The 18,063-nt window shown below is 47.1% G+C and carries 19 protein-coding genes and 2 riboswitches; of the genes, 11 read left to right on the top strand and 8 right to left on the bottom strand.

What is annotated here, in order from left to right; genetic code table 11:
- Positions 1-30: 30 nt before the first annotated feature.
- A riboswitch (cyclic di-GMP riboswitch) is annotated at positions 31-113 on the bottom strand.
- A 290-nt stretch (positions 114-403) separates the two neighbouring features.
- Positions 404-1,666: an ATP-binding protein gene (locus N288_RS05670; protein ID WP_009795024.1), complete on the top strand. Its 1,263-nt coding sequence runs from the start codon at positions 404-406 to the stop codon at positions 1,664-1,666.
- A 9-nt stretch (positions 1,667-1,675) separates the two neighbouring features.
- Here N288_RS05670 and N288_RS05665 read toward each other — a convergent pair whose 3' ends face one another.
- Together N288_RS05665 and proC are read right to left on the bottom strand one after the other, a co-directional pair.
- A complete protein-coding gene (locus N288_RS05665; RefSeq protein WP_009795023.1) occupies positions 1,676-2,188 on the bottom strand; it encodes a GNAT family N-acetyltransferase in 513 nt (170 codons plus the stop codon).
- Between the two features lie 2 nt (positions 2,189-2,190).
- Positions 2,191-3,009 (bottom strand): pyrroline-5-carboxylate reductase, encoded by an 819-nt coding sequence (gene proC, locus N288_RS05660; RefSeq protein WP_009795022.1) that lies wholly within the window; start codon positions 3,007-3,009, stop codon positions 2,191-2,193.
- 163 nt (positions 3,010-3,172) lie between these two features.
- Here proC and N288_RS05655 point away from each other — a divergent pair, with 163 nt between their 5' ends.
- The 10 genes from N288_RS05655 to N288_RS25355 all read left to right on the top strand — a co-directional run bounded on the left by N288_RS05655 (position 3,173) and on the right by N288_RS25355 (position 10,768).
- On the top strand, positions 3,173-3,778 hold the full coding sequence (locus tag N288_RS05655; RefSeq protein ID WP_009795021.1) for a DNA-3-methyladenine glycosylase: 606 nt from the start codon (positions 3,173-3,175) through the stop codon (positions 3,776-3,778).
- Positions 3,779-3,909: 131 nt separating this feature from the next.
- Positions 3,910-4,557 carry a spore coat protein gene (locus N288_RS05650; RefSeq protein ID WP_009795020.1) on the top strand — a complete coding sequence of 216 codons (648 nt, stop codon included), beginning with the start codon at positions 3,910-3,912 and terminating at the stop codon, positions 4,555-4,557.
- A 157-nt stretch (positions 4,558-4,714) separates the two neighbouring features.
- Entirely contained in the window at positions 4,715-5,407 is a 693-nt protein-coding gene (locus N288_RS05645) for a DUF1538 domain-containing protein (protein WP_022543524.1), read from the top strand.
- A complete protein-coding gene (locus N288_RS05640; protein ID WP_009795018.1) occupies positions 5,404-6,129 on the top strand; it encodes a DUF1538 domain-containing protein in 726 nt (241 codons plus the stop codon). Before N288_RS05645 ends, N288_RS05640 begins: the two co-directional genes overlap by 4 nt.
- On the top strand, positions 6,130-6,798 hold the full coding sequence (locus N288_RS05635) for a P-II family nitrogen regulator (RefSeq protein WP_009795017.1): 669 nt from the start codon (positions 6,130-6,132) through the stop codon (positions 6,796-6,798). It begins immediately after the preceding gene.
- 80 nt (positions 6,799-6,878) lie between these two features.
- Complete coding sequence (locus tag N288_RS05630; RefSeq protein WP_009795016.1) at positions 6,879-7,709, top strand: aldo/keto reductase; 831 nt, start codon at positions 6,879-6,881, stop codon at positions 7,707-7,709.
- A gap of 361 nt (positions 7,710-8,070) precedes the next feature.
- A complete protein-coding gene (locus tag N288_RS05625; RefSeq protein ID WP_009795015.1) occupies positions 8,071-8,286 on the top strand; it encodes a hypothetical protein in 216 nt (71 codons plus the stop codon).
- Positions 8,287-8,510: 224 nt separating this feature from the next.
- Positions 8,511-9,950: a TerD family protein gene (locus tag N288_RS25630; RefSeq protein ID WP_009795013.1), complete on the top strand. Its 1,440-nt coding sequence runs from the start codon at positions 8,511-8,513 to the stop codon at positions 9,948-9,950.
- 142 nt (positions 9,951-10,092) lie between these two features.
- A riboswitch (cyclic di-GMP riboswitch) is annotated at positions 10,093-10,180 on the top strand.
- A 79-nt stretch (positions 10,181-10,259) separates the two neighbouring features.
- Positions 10,260-10,472, top strand: a complete 213-nt coding sequence (locus N288_RS05615) for a hypothetical protein (RefSeq protein WP_009795012.1) — start codon at positions 10,260-10,262, stop codon at positions 10,470-10,472.
- A gap of 158 nt (positions 10,473-10,630) precedes the next feature.
- A complete protein-coding gene (locus N288_RS25355; protein ID WP_022543523.1) occupies positions 10,631-10,768 on the top strand; it encodes a hypothetical protein in 138 nt (45 codons plus the stop codon).
- Positions 10,769-10,872: 104 nt separating this feature from the next.
- On the opposite strand, the gene yhbH is transcribed toward N288_RS25355, so the two are convergent.
- The 6 genes from yhbH to trmL form a co-directional block, all read right to left on the bottom strand.
- On the bottom strand, positions 10,873-12,042 hold the full coding sequence (gene yhbH / locus N288_RS05610; protein WP_009795010.1) for a sporulation protein YhbH: 1,170 nt from the start codon (positions 12,040-12,042) through the stop codon (positions 10,873-10,875).
- Between the two features lie 184 nt (positions 12,043-12,226).
- Positions 12,227-13,345, bottom strand: a complete 1,119-nt coding sequence (locus N288_RS24245) for a polysaccharide deacetylase (protein WP_009795009.1) — start codon at positions 13,343-13,345, stop codon at positions 12,227-12,229.
- A 114-nt stretch (positions 13,346-13,459) separates the two neighbouring features.
- Positions 13,460-13,633, bottom strand: coding sequence for a hypothetical protein (locus N288_RS25350; RefSeq protein WP_009795008.1), 174 nt, complete (start codon positions 13,631-13,633; stop codon positions 13,460-13,462).
- A gap of 108 nt (positions 13,634-13,741) precedes the next feature.
- Positions 13,742-15,637, bottom strand: a complete 1,896-nt coding sequence (locus N288_RS05600) for a PrkA family serine protein kinase (protein ID WP_009795007.1) — start codon at positions 15,635-15,637, stop codon at positions 13,742-13,744.
- Between the two features lie 995 nt (positions 15,638-16,632).
- Positions 16,633-17,382 carry an oxygen-insensitive NADPH nitroreductase gene (gene nfsA / locus N288_RS05595; RefSeq protein ID WP_009795005.1) on the bottom strand — a complete coding sequence of 250 codons (750 nt, stop codon included), beginning with the start codon at positions 17,380-17,382 and terminating at the stop codon, positions 16,633-16,635.
- A 135-nt stretch (positions 17,383-17,517) separates the two neighbouring features.
- The gene (trmL, locus tag N288_RS05590; RefSeq protein ID WP_022543522.1) at positions 17,518-17,991 is read right to left on the bottom strand and encodes a tRNA (uridine(34)/cytosine(34)/5-carboxymethylaminomethyluridine(34)-2'-O)-methyltransferase TrmL; all 474 of its coding nucleotides are present in this window, start codon (positions 17,989-17,991) and stop codon (positions 17,518-17,520) included.
- Positions 17,992-18,063 lie beyond the last annotated feature (72 nt).

Raw genomic sequence — 18,063 nt, 5'->3', positions numbered from 1 at the left:
GGCCCCGGCCAAAATAAAAACCAGCCATCATAGATCATTGGCCGGCTGCACTAGTCACTCCAAGCGGTTTAAAGTGCAAATAAAAACCGCTCATCACAGTGTTCTATATTCTTAAAACACCCTTGCATTTTCTGTCGAAACAGACAATTGCAAGCCAATTAAAATATATGATTCCTGTCATATTAAGTCAATATATATTTTATTCATTTGCCTTGAGTATACCGAAAAAACCAACAAGATGCAGACGCCAATATGCCGCCTGGAAAAAATGGTATATTATTACCATTTTCCCTTGTCTGAATATGTCGCTTAAAGCGGTTTTTTGTCAATAAGATGATATTGTCGATTTGGACATGCATTTGTAAAATTAGGAATATATATCTAAATATAGGAGGACTAAGCAATGGAGCATATTAAAGACCTGCTGTTCAACCTGCTGATCATTCTTATCGTCATGCTTTCTTTCCAGCTCCTTTTTGCCAGCCGCCTTCAATCGCTTTTTCTGCGCCACCGCGAGTATATTATTGCCGGCATCAGCATCATAACTGCTTCCCTTTGCCTGATCAGTTCAATCAAGATGAACAGCAGCTTTATTTTTGATCTGCGATGGATTCCATTCCTGCTGGGAGGATTATACGGAGGTCCCAGAGTCATCCTCGCCCTGCTCATTTTTGTCATCTTTATCCGCATTCCCCTCGGAGGGATCGGGGCGGCCTATAATATTCTCACCGGTTTGTTTGCCGGCTTTATTGTATATAAGCTTCACCCATCCTTCATTATCATGGACACCCGGCGGAAGCTGCTTACAGTATCACTCTTGTCTTTTCTTGTATCCATCGCAGCGTTCATGCTATTGTTTTCAAAAGCCGAACTGAAGGAATGCCTCGGTTTCATGGCCATTTATACGATCACCCAGACACTGGGGGCGTTTTTGACTGCCTACACCATTGAGCTGATCGTACAGAACCAGCAGCTGAACCGGGCGGTAATGAAGACAGAAAAAATGGAGGTCATTTCCCATTTGGCTGCCAGCATTAGCCATGAAGTGAGAAATCCCCTGACCGTAACGAAAGGATTTCTCCAGTTATTAAAAGAAGAAGAACCAGGCGGAGGAAAGCGTTCCTATTATTTAGACACAGCCCTTGAAGAGCTGAACAGAGCGGAAGTGATCATCAGTGATTATCTTACATTTGCCAAGCCGCACTGTGAAACAAATTCATGTTTTTCATTAGAAGGGGAAATCAGAAAAGCGGTTGAACTGATCACACCCTACGGGAATGCCCATTCTGTTGAAATCCATTGCGACACAGAGGAAGAATTATATATCAAAGGAGAAGATGCAAAGGTTCAGCAATGCCTGCTAAACCTTCTTAAAAATGCCATCGAAGCAATGCCTGGCGGAGGAGTCCTCTCTATATCGGCAAAGCTGCAGGACGACAAAGCGGAGCTCCTGATATCTGATACAGGCAAGGGGATGACCTCCGGGCAGCTCAGCAGGCTGGGGGAACCGTATTTTTCAACAAAAGAAGGGAAAGGGACGGGGCTTGGAATGATGGTGGTCTTTCGGATCATTGAGGGAATGGGCGGAAAAATAAAAGCAGAAAGCATGCTGAATAAAGGCACCTCCTTTACCATCCTGCTTCCTGCTGAAAAATGTCCTGATTAGCAGCTGTTCTTACACATGATCAAATGATGGCGGGTACTTTACCGTCCCGCTGATTCCAGTTAATGATCCCTCCTTAAATTCCATAACCATAAATACCTCTTCCGGTACAGGAAAAGGTGAAAAAATCCCAAAAACTGTGGAAGGCCGGAACCCAAACCTCGGATAATAATCGGGATGTCCCAATACAACGGCATGAGCAAAGCCCTGGAGTTCCGCCTGTTTCAAACCTTCTCTTATAAGAAGGGATCCTATCCCTTCATTTTGCCGCTGGGGCATGACAGCAACCGGGGCAAGCGCCAAGGTAGGCACTTCCCCTTCCCCTGTATCAATCACTGCCTTGCTGAACATGATATGGCCCACGATATCCTTTCCATCTTCCGCTGTTAGCGATAGTTCAGGAATATACTCCCCCGAGCTTCGGATGGCTCTGACAAGGGCGGCTTCGTTTTCACGGCTGAAAGCAAGCCTGTGGACATGTTCTGATCTGCTATAATCAGCTTCCTGCTCTGTCCTGATAATCATGACTATTCCGCCTGTTTTTTTGCCAGCTGCCTTGATTTGTCGGTGCAGCTATGCATGGCCGAAATGACCGAAGACCGAAAGCCTTGTTTTTCCAGCTCAGCTACCGCTTCAATAGTGGCTCCCCCAGGCGTGCATACCTGATCTTTCAATTCACCCGGATGCTTACCTGTCTCAAGCACCATTTTGGCTGCGCCAAGCACTGCCTGGGCTGCCAGCCGGTACGAGGTTTCCCTTGGAAGCCCCTGAAGGACGCCGCCATCAGCAAGAGCCTCAATGAACATATAGACATAAGCAGGTGAAGATCCGCTGATGGCAGGGATGCTGTCCATCAGTTTTTCTTCAATAAACTCAGCTTTCCCAAAACTTTCGAATAATTCTGCAGCCTCCAACCGTTCCTTTTCAGTCACCTGCCTGCTGGCAGCCAGGGCGCTCATCCCCTCCCCGACAAGCGATGGGGTATTGGGCATAGAACGGATCGCTTTTATTTCCCTGCCGAAAGCAGACTGTAGAAAGGCAAGGCTGATCCCTGCCGCTATGGTGATGATGATAGCATCTTCAGAAACGCTCCCGCTGATTTCCTCAATCACTTCCATATGAACATCAGGCTTTACTGCCAGAAATAAAAAATCAGCCTGTTCAGCTGCTCTCTTATTATCAAGGGTCACTTCAATATCATATGTATTTTTCACATAGGCAAGAGTACTCTCCGTCCTTGCACTTGCAACTATATCATCCGGCCGGGCGATCCCTGATTTCAGCATTCCCCCGATGATTGCCTGGGCCATCTTTCCGCACCCTATAAAACCGATTTTCTTATCCATTTTTCCACTTCCCTACATAAATTGCTCCCTATATTATACTTCCTCGCCTGCTTCAATTCCAACTTCCGGTTATATCAGGGTGTTAGAGGGTAAAATGGGAATGCTCCGCGCTTAACTGTGCGGAAAATTCTTTCTGCAGCAATAACCGAAGGAGCGTTGAATCATGATGGATAGGACACCACTGCCGGCCGAATTTTACACACAGCCGACCCTTGAACTTGCCAAGGCTCTTCTTGGCTGTCTTTTGATAAAGGAAACACCTGATGGTACAGCCGCTGGATATATTGTAGAAACAGAAGCCTATAAAGGCCCCGAAGACATGGCTGCACATAGCTATAATAACCGCCGGACCAAGCGGACAGAAGTCATGTACGCCGGTCCGGGGTTCGCCTACACATACCTTATGCATACCCACTGTTTGTTAAATGTCGTCAGCGCTGAAAAGGACAAACCGGAGGCTGTTCTCATCAGGGCCATAGAACCTGCTGAAGGAATTTCCCTGATGAAAGAGCGGAGAAAGATGGATAATCTGAAGAATTTGACCAACGGGCCAGGGAAGCTTACGAAAGCCCTTGGCGTCACCATGGAGGATTATGGACGCCTCTTTTCGGAGCCTCCCCTCATTCTTGCTGAAGGCTATACCCCTGCTGAGATAGCTAAAGGAAAAAGGATTGGAATTGATAATTCCGGCGAAGCAAAAGACTATCCGTGGCGCTTCTGGGTAAAAGGCAGCCCATATGTTTCCCGCCATCAGATAGAATCCTCATGATGGATGTTTATTCCTCTTTTAGCTGCAACTGCCCCGCATGATTGCCCTACGGAATAACCACAATAGTTATGTATGGTCTTCACCATCACAGCCCTTCATGAGGGAAAAAATTACAAACTGGGGGTAGTCAGATGCAGCAGTTTAACCAGCAAGGACAGTCAGGAATGAACACAAATGAGCAGATCCCGGCACATATGAATCATGGCGGACACGAGATGCTGGACATGAAAGAGGTCCTTTCAAGCACCGTAGCGGCAATCGATCAATACCTTATGTTCAGCGGGCAAATCCAGGATCCGCAGCTTAAGGAAATTGCAAACCGCCAGAGGCAGTTTATGATCACCCAATACAACACCATGGTTGACTGCTTCACTACCGGCCAAAAGCCGGCTGTATCGACTACAACCTATATGATGGGCGAAACACATGACGTCATCTACGGACTACAGCCATCCCAGCCTGCTGCACCAAAACAGTCAGCTTCCGAGATTGGCGACCAATGCTATTCAGGCTACCTGCTTGCTTTAATGAAAGGTGCAGCCTCCCAGCTGTCAATGGCCGCATTGGAGTGCACAAACCCAGTCGTAAGGCGTGTGCTTGCTGATAGTGTTCCCAATTATGCAGAAATGGCTTACGAGCTGTTCCTCTACCAGAATCAAAAGCATTATTACCAGGTTCCCCAGCTTGCGCCGCAGGATACAGAACAGCTGCTTGGAAGCTATACCCAGGCAGGCGGACAGCAAATGATGAACCAGCCTAATATGAATACCCTTCAATAACCGCTGCAGGCGCCCCAATGGGGTGCCTGCTTTTTTTATCCGCCACCGCAATTAATTGGAAAATGTTTTTTTCCACAGGCTGTTACTGCAACTGTAAAACTGGGTAAAAAAGCAGAAATAAAAAACAAAAAAATTGTTAATAAAGGCGGCGCTTCATGTGAAAGAAATTAAAGAATCCATCAAAGAAACATTGCTTGCCATCCTTCCCGTCTCTGCTGCAGTCATCCTTCTGCAGCTTGTCCTGATCCAATTGCCTTTCAAGGACTTTCTTCCATTCCTCTTTGGCCTATTCTTTGTCATCCTGGGACTGATGTTCTTCCTCATCGGCGTCAATATCGGCCTTCTTCCAATAGGCGAGATGATTGGGAAAATCCTGCCGAAGTCGAATAAAGCGTGGGTCATCATCCTCACAGGATTCATCCTTGGAATTGCCGTAACGCTGGCAGAGCCTGACGTCAGGGTACTGTCCACACAGGTTGACCAGGTATCCGGAGGAAAGATATCGTCCATTTCCCTCATATTATCCGTGGCTGCCGGAGTCGGTCTTTTTGTCGGCCTTGCTATGATCAGGACCATTTACAAAATCCCTGTTACCGCCATTTTGATAGCCGGCTATGCCATCGTCTTTATTGTCAGCATCTTCTCCCCATCGTCATTTGTGCCAATTTCATTTGATGCGGGAGGCGTAACGACAGGGCCCCTCGCCGTACCCTTCATCTTGGCACTCGGAGTAGGTGTGGCCCAGGTTTTCCGGAACCAACAATCCTCGGGCGATTCATTTGGCCTTGTCGGCCTTGCCAGCATCGGACCGATCCTGGCCGTTCTGCTGCTGGGAGGGATCTTTAAATGATGGACAAGCTATTTCATGGTTTCGGCAGCACTCTGACAGAGGTTGCTTTGGCCCTTGCTCCCCTTCTTCTTTGCTTCATCATATTTCAGATATTTTTTCTAAAATTAAAGAAACAGAAGGTCATCCAGATCCTTGCCGGTTTTCTGTCTGCTTTTGCCGGACTGGCATTCTTCCTTCACGGGGTCCATCTCGGCTTTATGCCAATCGGGGAGGAAATGGGAAAGAAGCTGGGTAATCTTCCATATTCCTGGATCATCATTCCAATTGGATTTGTACTCGGATTTGTCACTACATTGGCAGAACCAGCTGTAAAAATATTAAACAAACAGGTTGAAAAAGTAACATCGGGATACATCTCAGAAAAAATCATGCTCATCACCCTTTCAGGGGGAGTCGGTCTGTCCATTGCCCTTGCCATGCTCCGCATCCATCACGGCTTCTCTCTCTGGTACTATCTTGCGCCGGGATATGCACTCGTGCTGATCCTGATTTATTTTTCCAACACCAGCTTTATAAGCATCGCCTTCGATTCGGGCGGTGTAGCAACAGGGCCGATGACCGTTACTTTTATCCTGTCAATGGCTGTCGGCGCTGCCGCAGTAACTGAGGGGCGGGATCCCCTGACAGATGGCTTTGGCCTGATCGCCCTGGTCGCCCTTATACCGATACTGGCTGTCCTGATCCTGGGGCTCCTGTTCAAGAGGAAGGAAGGTGCTTCTTAAATGATCTACAAGCTTTTCATCGCCATCGTAAAAAAAGGCACTGCAAAAAAAGCTGTCCGGCTTGCCCGGGGATCCGGGCTTGCTGCTGCGGCAACTGTATATGCAAGGGGAATTGGAAAAAATGAGCAAACCTCATTTCTCGGATTGGAGATCAACCACGAGAAAGAAGTCATCCTTATGCTGATCAAGGAAGAATCCGCTGAAGAAGTCATTACGGAAGTCAGCAGCCATCTCCATTTTGAAAGGCCCGGTACAGGACTTGGATTGCTTATCAATATTAACGGATTCATCGGCGTCCAGTCCCCGGAAGTCCCCGCTGATGCAGAAGCAGAGGAAGGAGCGGCCAATATGAAGCCAGCCGATAAAGAATACGATTTGATTGTGACCATTGTAAAAAGCTCGGAAGCCGAAAAGATTATAAAGGCCTCAAAAGATGCCGGGGCTGACGGGGCAACCATCATTTCCGGCAGAGGGATCGGCATCAACGAAAAAGCCACTTTATTCAATATGCTGATCGAGCCTGAAAAAGAGATTGTGCTGACCATCATCCACAGCGGACGGACACAGGAAGTATTCCAGGCAATCTGCGATGCTGTCGAGCTGAATGTTCCTGGCAATGGGATTTCCTTTATCCTTGATGTCGATCAGGTAGCAGGCATCAATCATTAAATTTCTGAGCATATCAATATAGTAAATATCCCCATTTGTGAGAAAATAAAAAGGCAATTAAATTTCCGGGAGGTAACAATATGCCAAAAAGCTTGCAGGACACAACAAAGCTGCATAATGGAGTGGAAATGCCCTGGTTCGGACTCGGCGTTTTCAAGGTCCAGGAAGGATCCGAAGTCATTGATTCAGTCAAAGCAGCCATCAATAACGGCTACAAGAGCATTGACACAGCAGCCATCTATGGCAACGAAGAAGGCGTGGGACAGGCTATAAAAGAATCAGGTGCCCCGCGCGAAGAGCTATTCATCACGACTAAGGTCTGGAACTCTGAGCAGGGCTATGACTCTACACTGGCTGCATTCGACGAAAGCCTTTCAAAGCTTGGCTTGGAGTATGTCGATCTGTACCTGATCCACTGGCCTGTCAAAGGCAAGTATAAAGACACTTGGAGAGCCTTAGAAAAGCTGTATAAGGATGGCAGAGTCCGTGCAATCGGGGTCAGCAACTTCCATGTACACCATCTGGAGGATCTGCTTGAAACAGCGGAAATCGTGCCGATGGTCAACCAGGTTGAATACCATCCGCATCTGGCCCAGCTTGAGCTCCGCGAATTCTGCAAACAAAAAGGAATCCAGCTTGAAGCCTGGTCTCCTCTTAAGCAGGGACAGCTCCTGGATGAGCCTGTTATTACAGAGATTGCCGAAAAGCACAAAAAGTCCCCTGCCCAGATCATCCTGCGCTGGGACCTTCAAAATGAGGTCATCACCATTCCGAAATCAGTCAAAGAACACCGCATCATTGAAAATGCAGATATCTTTGACTTCGAGCTTTCCTCAGAAGACATGGAAAAAATCGATGCCCTCAACAAAAACGAACGCGTCGGTGCCGATCCTGATAACTTCAATTTCTAATAATATGCAAAAGGGGTATGGAATGGGTTCATTCTGTATCCCTTTTTGTCTTAATAGCCTCTGAATGTTGGCTGTTGATTTCCGTTCCAGGCACTTCGCTTTCCGCGGGGCGGCGCTGAGCCTCCTCACGCTTACGCGCTGCGGGGTCTCAGCTCTGCCGCTGCAATCCCACAGGAGTCTACGTGCCTTCCACTCCAATCAACAGGCTTATCAAACTTTTTTTCATTCTAACCCAGTTAATACAAATCCCTTTTCGATATAATCGCAACTTTAACTTCGCTCACCCAGTTAGCAAAATATAACTGTTTATCTCCCCCTGCAAAGGGAAAGGAATAATATCAAACCTAAGGAGGACTAATCCATGAGCAAAAGAAATTCCCTGACTGGGGTAGTGGCACTGGGTGCGCTTGCGTATATGTTCAGGAACAAGGAATCTCGGGATAAGGTTATGAATAAGGTAAAGTCTACATTCGGTGAAGACAATATCAGCAAAGTCAAATCAAAGCTTCCATTTTTGAATTCTGACCAAGGAAACACCCGCCAGGTCCATTCAGGCCCGGCTTATGTCGACAGATAATAAATTGCCCAATCATGAGGCAGCTCCCCCAATCAGGGAAGCTGCTTTTTTCTTTGAACGAACCTCCTCCCCCTGAAACTTTTCCTTCCTTGACCCGTATGATAAAAAGAGGCATGTCCGCACAGCCAAAGCTGTAAACCGCTTTAAGAACTGTGTTATATTGGGAATATATGATTCTATCAAGAGACGGCTTACGCCGGTCCTGGAAAAGAAGGAGTGAAATTATGGGAGTGACGCTCAGCAAAGGGCAGAAGGTCGATCTGACCAAGAACCGCCCCGGGCTTCAAAATGTTGTTGTTGGATTAGGCTGGGATATCAGCCGTCAGGGATCCAACTATGATCTGGACGCATCTGCTTTCTTATTAGGCGCATCAGGAAAAGTACATAGTGACCTCGATTTCGTATTCTATAATAACCCTAACGGCGGGAATGGCTCTATCCTGTACAGCGGCGATAACCGCACAGGCGCGGGCAATCAAGATGATGAACAAATCAGAATTGACCTGCGGAAGGTGCCGGACTCGATCCACCGGATTGCCTTTACAATTACCATCCACGATGCTCAGGCAAAACAGCAGAACTTCGGCCATATTGAAAATGCTTATGTACGGATTTTTAATGAACAAAATAATGAAGAGCTTATCCGCTTTAACCTTGGCAGGGATTTTACCGTTGAAACAGCCATCGTCGCAGCAGAGCTATACAGGCATAATGGCGAATGGAAATTTAATGCCATCGCCAGCGGCTTTCAGGGCGGCCTGGCTGCCCTCTGCCGTAATTTCGGCGTGACGGTGGATGATGAACCGGCTCCCCAGCCTTCACATGGCAATCAGCCTTTCGGGCAGAACCAGACTTACCAGCAGAGCTTTTCACAGCAGGCTCCTGCAGGGCAAAATTACCAGCAGGGCTATAACACAGGCAGCTCCCAGCAGAACTATAGCTCAGGAAGCTATCAGCAGACACAGCCGCAAGCTTCCTATTCGTCCCCTTCCTATGGACAGCCTTCCTACTCTTCCTCACAGGGATATGGGGGAGAAGAAATTGCATGCCCACGCTGCCATTCCACAAATGTACGCACCGGCGAAAAGGGCTTCGGCCTCGGTAAAGCGGCAATTGGCGGCCTGATCCTCGGGCCTGTCGGATTATTGGGCGGCTTCATTGGGAAAAAACAGCTGAAGTTTACCTGCAACAGCTGCGGCAATGCCTGGTCTCCATCCCAGACCGATTACGCCGAATGGGCCAACCAGCAAAAAAGAAAAGCCCAGGACCTCTTTAACCGATTCAAGAGCCAGGACGTCCTTGAGGCCATTGTAGCAGCATGTGCACTTGTAGCTATGGCTGATGGAAGGCTGGATCCGGCAGAACGCCAGAAAATGGTTGAATTCGTCAACCAGAGTGATGAACTTCGGGTATTTGATACGCAGAAGGTCATTCAGCAGTTTAACCTGTACGTCCAGAAGATTGAACGCGATCCTTCGATCGGCAGGGCAGAGGCATTCAGAGCGCTTGGCAGGATACGGACGAAACCGGAAATCGCCAGGCTAGTGGCCCGCTATTGTATCGCAATCGGCTTTGCAGACGGACATTTTGATTCGAATGAGCAGCAGGCAGTCAGTGACATCTGCCGGGAGCTCGGGCTCAATCCGGCAGAGTTCCTTTCTTAATCTCACAGCCTGGCCAACCGGCCAGGCTGCTTCTTTTCTGCAATTCCCCATAGGTCATCACTCCCCTCTACAACGGAGAGTGGCTAAAGTAAGAATATTAACAATAAACAAACTCTTTATTTTTCCCCTGATTTAGTGCTAATCTTACTAAGGGCAAATTTTACGAAAGTAAAAGACGCAAAGCCACGGGCCTAAAACAAGTTATTTGTCATGGCAGCCGGGCCGCCAAGAATATCATTCTTGTAAACTTTTATAAATCATACACCCTTTCTAATTTGCCTAATCCATTTATTAAAGAGAGGGAGATCAATGTTTTACCCGACATTTTTATGCAAAGATACTAATCAGAGGCATCTGGTCAAAGACTCGAATTTCTGTGAATGCGGCTATAAGTACAAAGGCTTTACCACATTCATCAAAAAAGATTTCAAAAAAATCCAATTTAAGCAGAGTGATGATATCGATTGCCCTGTCTGCAAAAGCTCAGTGCTGAAAGAAGAGAAAGCAGTCTGCTATTCATGAGCAGCTGCTTTTTTCTTTCCCCTTCCCAAATCTTTATTTCCTTCATAATGCGCCAAATCAGGTTTAGGAGTTCCAAAAAAGTGGCAAAAAGAAAGTAACTAACTCATTTACTTTTAATTAGGTGCTACTCTTCAAATACGAAGCAAAGGGGAATCTTTATGGCGGAAAATCCAGCACAATCCAAATTGGCATTAAATTCTTCGATCTCCTTAAAAGGGATTGTGAAAGCTGTATTCACTGACACAGTCCACGTCCAGATCGGCGGGAAAATTATCGCAATCCCGCTGGAGAAATAAAAGAACACCTTCATGGAAAGCCAACGAAAGCCGCTTTTTATTAAACGGCTTTTTTTGTGCGAATGGACAGTAAAACCGGCAGGCATTGCGCCCGCCGGTTCTGTTTATGCATAGATTTTATTTTCTTCGTTTTGGAAGAAGCTCTTCATCGCATGGAAAACATCAGCTTTTTGCTTGAGGATATAGTATCGGAAGTGTTCATTTTTTATATTCTTATAAGCGGACATGAGGGTCGAGTGGCGGTTGTACTGATTGACTTCACCGTACCCGAACATGCTCGATACCGCGATCAGCTCTTCAACAAGCTTCACACAGCGGGCATTGTCAGAGGTAAGATTGTCGCCGTCGGAAAAGTGGAAAGGATAGATATTGAATCTTCTTGGATTATATTTTTCATTGATCAGTTCCAGAGCTTTGCGGTAGGCTGATGAACAAATGGTTCCCCCGCTTTCCCCTTTTGAAAAGAAATCTTCCTCTGATACGACCTTCGCTTCTGTATGGTGGGCAATGAACTCTATTTCCACCGTCTCATACTTTGTCCGTAAAAACCGGGTCATCCAAAAGAAAAAGCTTCTGGCCATATATTTCTCCCATAATCCCATCGATCCGCTCGTATCCATCATTGCGAGCACGACTGCCTTTGAATCCGGCTTTACAATTTCGTTCCATGTCTTAAACTTCAGATCCTCCTGATAGATCGGATAGAATGCCGGCTTGCCTGTCATCGCATTCCGTTTAAAGGCGGTCATCATTGTCCGCTTTTTATCAATATTGCCCATTAATCCTGTTTTGCGGATATCATTGAATTCAATGTTTTCAACCAGATGCTCTTCCTGTTCCTTCCTCTTCAGGTTCGGCAGCTCCAGCTGCTTGAACAGTGCTTCCTCAAGCTCCATCATGGACACTTCAGCTTCAAAATAATCCTCACCCGGCTGGTCGCCTGCACCCTGGCCTTTCCCGGGGCCTTTCTGGCCGCTGGAGCCGTCTCTGGCGACCACATCGCCTACCTGGCTGTCTCCGTCTCCCTGGCCTACATGTTTGTTTTTATCATAGTTATAACGAATTTTATATTCGTCAAGAGAGCGAATCGGAATTTTCACGACTTCACGGCCATTGGACATAATGATGCTTTCTTCTGTTATCAGATCTGGTAGATTGTTCCGGATCGCATCCTGTACCTTTTCCTGGTGGCGCTGCTGATCATCGTGGCCTTTGCGATGGAGGGACCAATCTTCTTCGGAAATCACAAACTGGCGGTTGTTGATGTCGGTCATTATAACCCCTCCTTGAAAAAATTTCATGGATTCATTGCACACATTTGCCTTTAGCAACATACAATATCCCGAGTGTCAAAAGGAACGTGAAATATTAATTACTCTATACTATGCGAGACATCGAAATAATTTACAAATAATTTTGACAATAAGACAAATGCCTATGCTGTCGGACAAGCCTTTTTTAGAGCCTCTCATCCTTCCAGAAATTCATTGAAAAGTGGGCATTGGGGTTATAAGCCTGGCATTCATATCCTTGTGAGTATAGGTAATCGATGATCTGCGGCAGCATGGAAACCGTCCCGCTGTTCACATGCATCAGGATGACTGGGGGCTTCCCGCCTGCAGCCGCCGGCTGAAGCCCTTTTTTCACATTTTCAAAGATAGTCTTCGGACTGCTCCTTGCATATTTCCAGTCTAATGTATCAACATTCCAGTCCCACATTTTATATCCCTTCTGCACAAGGGCGTCCCTGAACGGCCCTGTCATATAAGGCTTGCTTCCATAAGGCATTCTCACCAGCCTGGAGTCAATGCCTGTCAGGCTCAATATTGTTTTCCTGGTCTTATCCATTTCCAGGGCGGGATTTTGCGGGTTTCCGGCATAAAGCTTGTTTTTATCATGGGTAACACTGTGCAGGGCCGGATAATGCCCTTCCTCCACCAGCCGCTTAACAGAAGCCGGGTTGGCTCTTGCCTGCGGCTCAATCATAAAGAATGTCGCTTTTGCCTTCTTATTCTTCAAAATATCAAGGATGGATTCCATTCCCTTCGCAGGTCCATCATCAAAGGTTAAGTACACCGCCTTTTTTTTCACATAAAAAGCCGCTCTATTGGCGCTCATGAATTGTTCGTTTGCCATTTTCGCTCCTTTGTTCACCAGACGGACGACAGGGCCGGCTGAGAGGTATTCAACTCTATAGCCAAAAAACTCGCCGGCTGACCTGATCGGTATGAATAGGATGTTTTCCCGGACCACCGCTTTCCATTCGGCCGTTTTTCCCATGGATGTTGAGGCCTGCTGTTGTTTTACTGAATAGCGGATCCATGATTTGCCCTTTTTGATCGTATAGCTATCAGGATTTTCTATAGAGATGCTGGCTCCAATGGCTGCTGCCAAATCTTTAATAGGCATATAGGCTGTATGCTCCAGCACAAAGGGAGGGTTCTGCTTCAAATTCAAAACAGAGTCATTCACGCCGACGGCACATATATACTCATTCCTTTGTGCGGCAGAAGCCTGTCCTTCCTGCAGTACAAACAGCACAATCGCTATTAAAATAGCAGCCACCCATTTTCTCATCCCTGCTTCTCCCCTGACTAATAGCTTTTTATTGCTATATCTATTAATGGTCAGGTTGAAATAGAACCCCGGAAAAATGCGGTCAAAAAAACTCCTGCAGCTTCAGCGCAGGAGTCACTTTTCGTTATCTTTATACTGGATAGGGTCAGGCTGCTTTCCATCCTCTTCAAGCTCTTCCCCAGTCCTGAGATGCTCCATCTGCTTTCCTAGATTATGCATCTCTTCTACATTCTCAGCCATGGAGCTGTTTCTTGGCACAAAGTCCTTGTCCAGTTCCTTTTTCTTCATCTCAATCACCTCTATACACCCTTTTCCCCTGTCCGCCCAAATTAAAACTAACTCTTGCCTGGGAGAAAACAGCCAAAAGGCCGGCAAACCCTGCCAGCCTTTTCACATTTATCTGTTCAGCAAACTTCCAACATACCGCAGCAGCTCATTTGCAGAAGTAGAATTATAGCCGTGCTCATCAATGAGTCTTGCAACAACTTCATTCACCTTTTTCAGCTGCTGCTCGTCAGGGGTCTTGGAAGAGGTTGTAATCTTCACAACATCCTTCAGGTCTGCAAACAGCTTCTTCTGGATCGCTTCGCGGAGACGGTCATGCGAATTGTAGTCAAACCGCTTGCCTTTCCTTGCATAGGCAGAGATGCGGATCAGGATTTCCTCCCTGAATGCCTTTTTCGCATTTTCCGAGATGCCGATCTGCTCTTCAATCGACCTCATCAGCTTTTCATCCGGATTGATTTCCTCTCCTGTCAGTGGATCGCGGAGCTTCGCTTTATTGCAGTATGCCTCCACATTGTCCAGATAATTGTCCATGAGTGTTTTGGCGGATTCTTCATATGAGTAGACAAATGCTTTCTGGACTTCCTTCTTGGCAATATCATCATACTCTTTGCGGGCCAGTGAAATGAAGTTCAAATAGCGTTCCTTCAGCTCAGCGGTGATCGACGGATGCTGATCAAGCCCTTCTTTCAGGGATCTCAAAACATCCAGCGCATTGATTGAAGTAATCTCTTTCCGGATGATTGTGGATGAGATCCGGTTGATGACATAACGCGGATCAATTCCGCTCATACCTTCATCAGGATATTCCTTTTGCAGCTCCTCCACGTCTGCGCGGTTGTAGCCTTCCACGCTTTCTCCGTCATAGAGCCTCATTTTCTTCACCAGGTCAATATCACCCTTTTTAGGTTCCTTCAGCCTCGTCAAGGTCGTAAACATCGCTGCCACCTTAAGCGTGTGCGGTGCAATATGGACATCAGAAACATCGCTCTCACTGATCATTTTTTCATAGATTTTTTCTTCTTCTGTCACCTTTAGATTATAAGGGACAGGCATGACAATGATCCGGGAATGAAGCGCCTCGTTTTTCTTATTGGAAATGAAGGAACGGTACTCTGTTTCATTTGTATGCGCCACAATCAGTTCATCCGCAGAAATGAGCGCAAACCGCCCTGCCTTGAAATTGCCTTCCTGTGTGAGAGAGAGCAGATGCCAGAGGAATTTCTCATCGCATTTCAGCATCTCCTGGAACTCCATCATCCCCCTGTTCGCCTTATTCAGCTCCCCGTCAAACCGGTAGGCCCGCGGGTCAGACTCTGAACCATATTCGGCAATCGTGGAGAAATCTATGCTGCCGGTAAGATCGGCAATATCCTGGGATTTCGGATCAGACGGGCTGAATGTTCCGATCCCGGTCCGTTTATCCTCTGAGAAAAAGATCCTCTCAACCACAACGTCTTCAATCCGTCCCCCATACTCCTGCTCAAGCCGCATCATATTCAGCGGAGACAGATTCCCTTCAATTCTGATTCCATACTCATCGAAAAAGTCCTTGCGCAGATGATGCGGAATCAAATGGAGCGGGTCTTCATGCATCGGGCAGCCTTTGATTGCAAATACTGCACCCCTGTCGGTCAGGGAATACGCTTCAAGCCCGCGTTTTAGCATCGTGACGAGCGTTGATTTCCCTCCGCTCACAGGACCCATCAGAAGCAAGATCCTTTTCCTGACATCAAGCCTTTTAGCAGAAGGATGGAAATATTCCTCCACAAGCCGTTCAAGCGATTCTTCAAGCCCGAACAGCTGATTGCTGAAAAATTTATAACGCTTTTTCCCTTTATCGTCTTCGACACCGGCATCCTTTATCATACTGTATACCCTGGAATGTGCTGACTGGGCTACCCATGGCTTCTCTTTGACAATGTCTAAATACTCCCTGAATGTCCCTTCCCATTTAAGCTTTTCCTCTTCGTGTCTGTACATCTCGATTTTTTTTAAAATATCCATAAGGACCTCCCCCTGTCGCATTATCAGAGACGATTAATATAATCTATGCGCTTGGGCAATTAAACATTCTATAACCCGGAAGAAAAGCAGAATTCCCCTCGCCTTCAGGGTCCCTCAAACTGCCAGCCGTGCCGCATTTCCCCGGATATTCTCCATAAAATATCCACAGTTTTTCATTCACACCATGCCGGAATTGGGCTATAATAAGATTACATAGGTATGCAAAAGGGAATCCCTACATAAAAAGGAGGCCAACATCATGGGCTTGATTTTGATCATCGGCGTAACTATCGCGTTCCTGTCAGCCATCTTCACTGCCGGCTACAACGACAAACCAGGGATGAATAAGTAAGAAGAACGGTACAAAAAAGGACCGGAATCTTGGGATTCCGGTCCTTTTTTGTTTGTCAGGAGATTTTGTTGGGCCTGGTGGAGTGCGGTCATATTTTGGGCGAGGCTTTTCTTTTCTGGTTGTGTGTCATGCATTGATGAGGGCTCTTTCTATGCATGACTTGCCTTTTTAGTGCTGGGTCATGCAGCGATTGGAACTCTTTCCATACACGACTGCCCTTCCCGAGCACAATTCATGTATCCCGGAACGCTCCCCGAATACATGACTGCCCTTCCCGAGCACAGCTCATGTATCCTGGAACGCTCCCCGAATACATGACTGCCCTTCCCAAGCACAGCTCATGTATCCCGGAACGCTCCCCGAATACATGACTGCCCTTCCTGAGCACAGCTCATGTATCCCGGAACGCTCCCCGAATACATGAATGCCCTTCCCGAGCACAGCTCATGTATCCCGGAACGCTCCCCGAATACATGAATGCCCTTCCTGACCACAGCTCATGTATCCCGGAACGCTCCCCGAATACATGACTGCCCTTCCCGAGCACAGCTCATGTATCCCGGAACGCTCCCCGAATACATGAATGCCCTTCCTGAGCACACACATGTATCCCATAAGCCAATCCTGCAGCCACTCCCTGCAATCACTTCAAATCCAGCTTATTCTTATTCACAAAATCCTTCATATACATCCTCACCGGCTTTTCGAGCATAGCTGCCATCTGGCCGGTCCAGGTGTCTTTCCTCATGTTTTGCGTGCGTTCGGCATAATAAGCTGACACCGTTTGATTATAATCCTCGAGCTGCTGTTTATACTTTTCATGATCCTGCTGGTAGCCATTTTCGTGATAGACATGCTCTAAAGGAAGCCTTGGCTTTTTGTCGGGATCCTGGGCCGGATACCCTACGCTCAGGCCAAAGAGGGGGATGACCCTTTCTGGTGTACCCAGCACCTTGGCAGCTTCCTCAAGCTGATTGCGGATGCCGCCGATATAGCAGACGCCAAGGCCCATTGATTCTGCGGCGACTGTTGCATTCTGGGCCGCGAGTGCAGCGTCAATCATCGCAACCATGAATTTTTCCGTGCTTTCAAGGGACTCGCTTAAATCCTTCCCTTCCATTTCAGAAAGGACATGATGGCGGTTCAGGTCCGCACAGAAAACGAAGAAGTGCCCGTTATGCGCTACATAGGACTGGTTTCCCGCCAATTCAGACAGCTTCTGTTTCTTTTCTGGATCAGTTATGCCGATGATGGTGTATGCCTGAATGAAGCTTGAGCTGGAAGCGGCCTGGGCACAGGATACAATCGTTTCCACCTGTTTCCTCGTAAGCTCCCTTTCCTCAAATTTTCTGATTGACCGGTGGGCCAGTATTGTTTCTACCGTTTCGTTCATGGTATGTACCTCCTCAAGTGAATATCTTCATTTTAACCTAATCCCGGTACAATATCATAAATGACTGCTCGGCGCCTTCCCATCTTAAGCTGCAAAAAAAGAAAGCCACATCCCCCTGGATATGGCCTCGATCCTTTATGTTAAATGCCGGTAATCCTGCTGCCTCAGTGCTTCGTAAATAAGAATGGCAGCCGTGTTGGACAGATTCAATGACCGCACATTGCCAGTCATCGGAATGCGGAGGGCGCGGTCCTTGTTATTTTCCTTGACCTCTGCCGGAAGACCTGTCGTTTCTTTGCCGAAAATGAAATAATAATCTTTTTCCTTGTCGCTGTATTCAAAGCTTGTATACGGCTTCTGCCCGAATTTCGTTAAATAGAAGAATTCGCCGCCGGCATTTTTTTCATAAAACTCATCCAATGAATCATAATAAAGGATTGTTACATGCTGCCAATAGTCAAGCCCTGCCCGTTTGAGCATTTTGTCATCAGTGGAAAATCCAAGGGGCCTGATCAGGTGCAGGGTTGTATCTGTCGCTGCACAGGTACGGGCGATATTGCCCGTATTGGCCGGGATTTCCGGCTGGTATAGTACTACATGTATTGCCACGTCCATCACCTCATCAAGTGAAACTTTATCTGCGGAGTATATTATCCCCCATACTCAAAAAAACTCTACCAG

Origin of the sequence: Bacillus infantis NRRL B-14911 (assembly GCF_000473245.1) — a bacterium.
GTDB classification, from domain to species: Bacteria; Bacillota; Bacilli; order Bacillales; family Cytobacillaceae; genus Bacillus_AB; species Bacillus_AB infantis.
The sequence above is the reverse complement of the archived record's forward strand: the minus strand, read 5'-3'. Positions and strand labels throughout refer to the sequence as shown.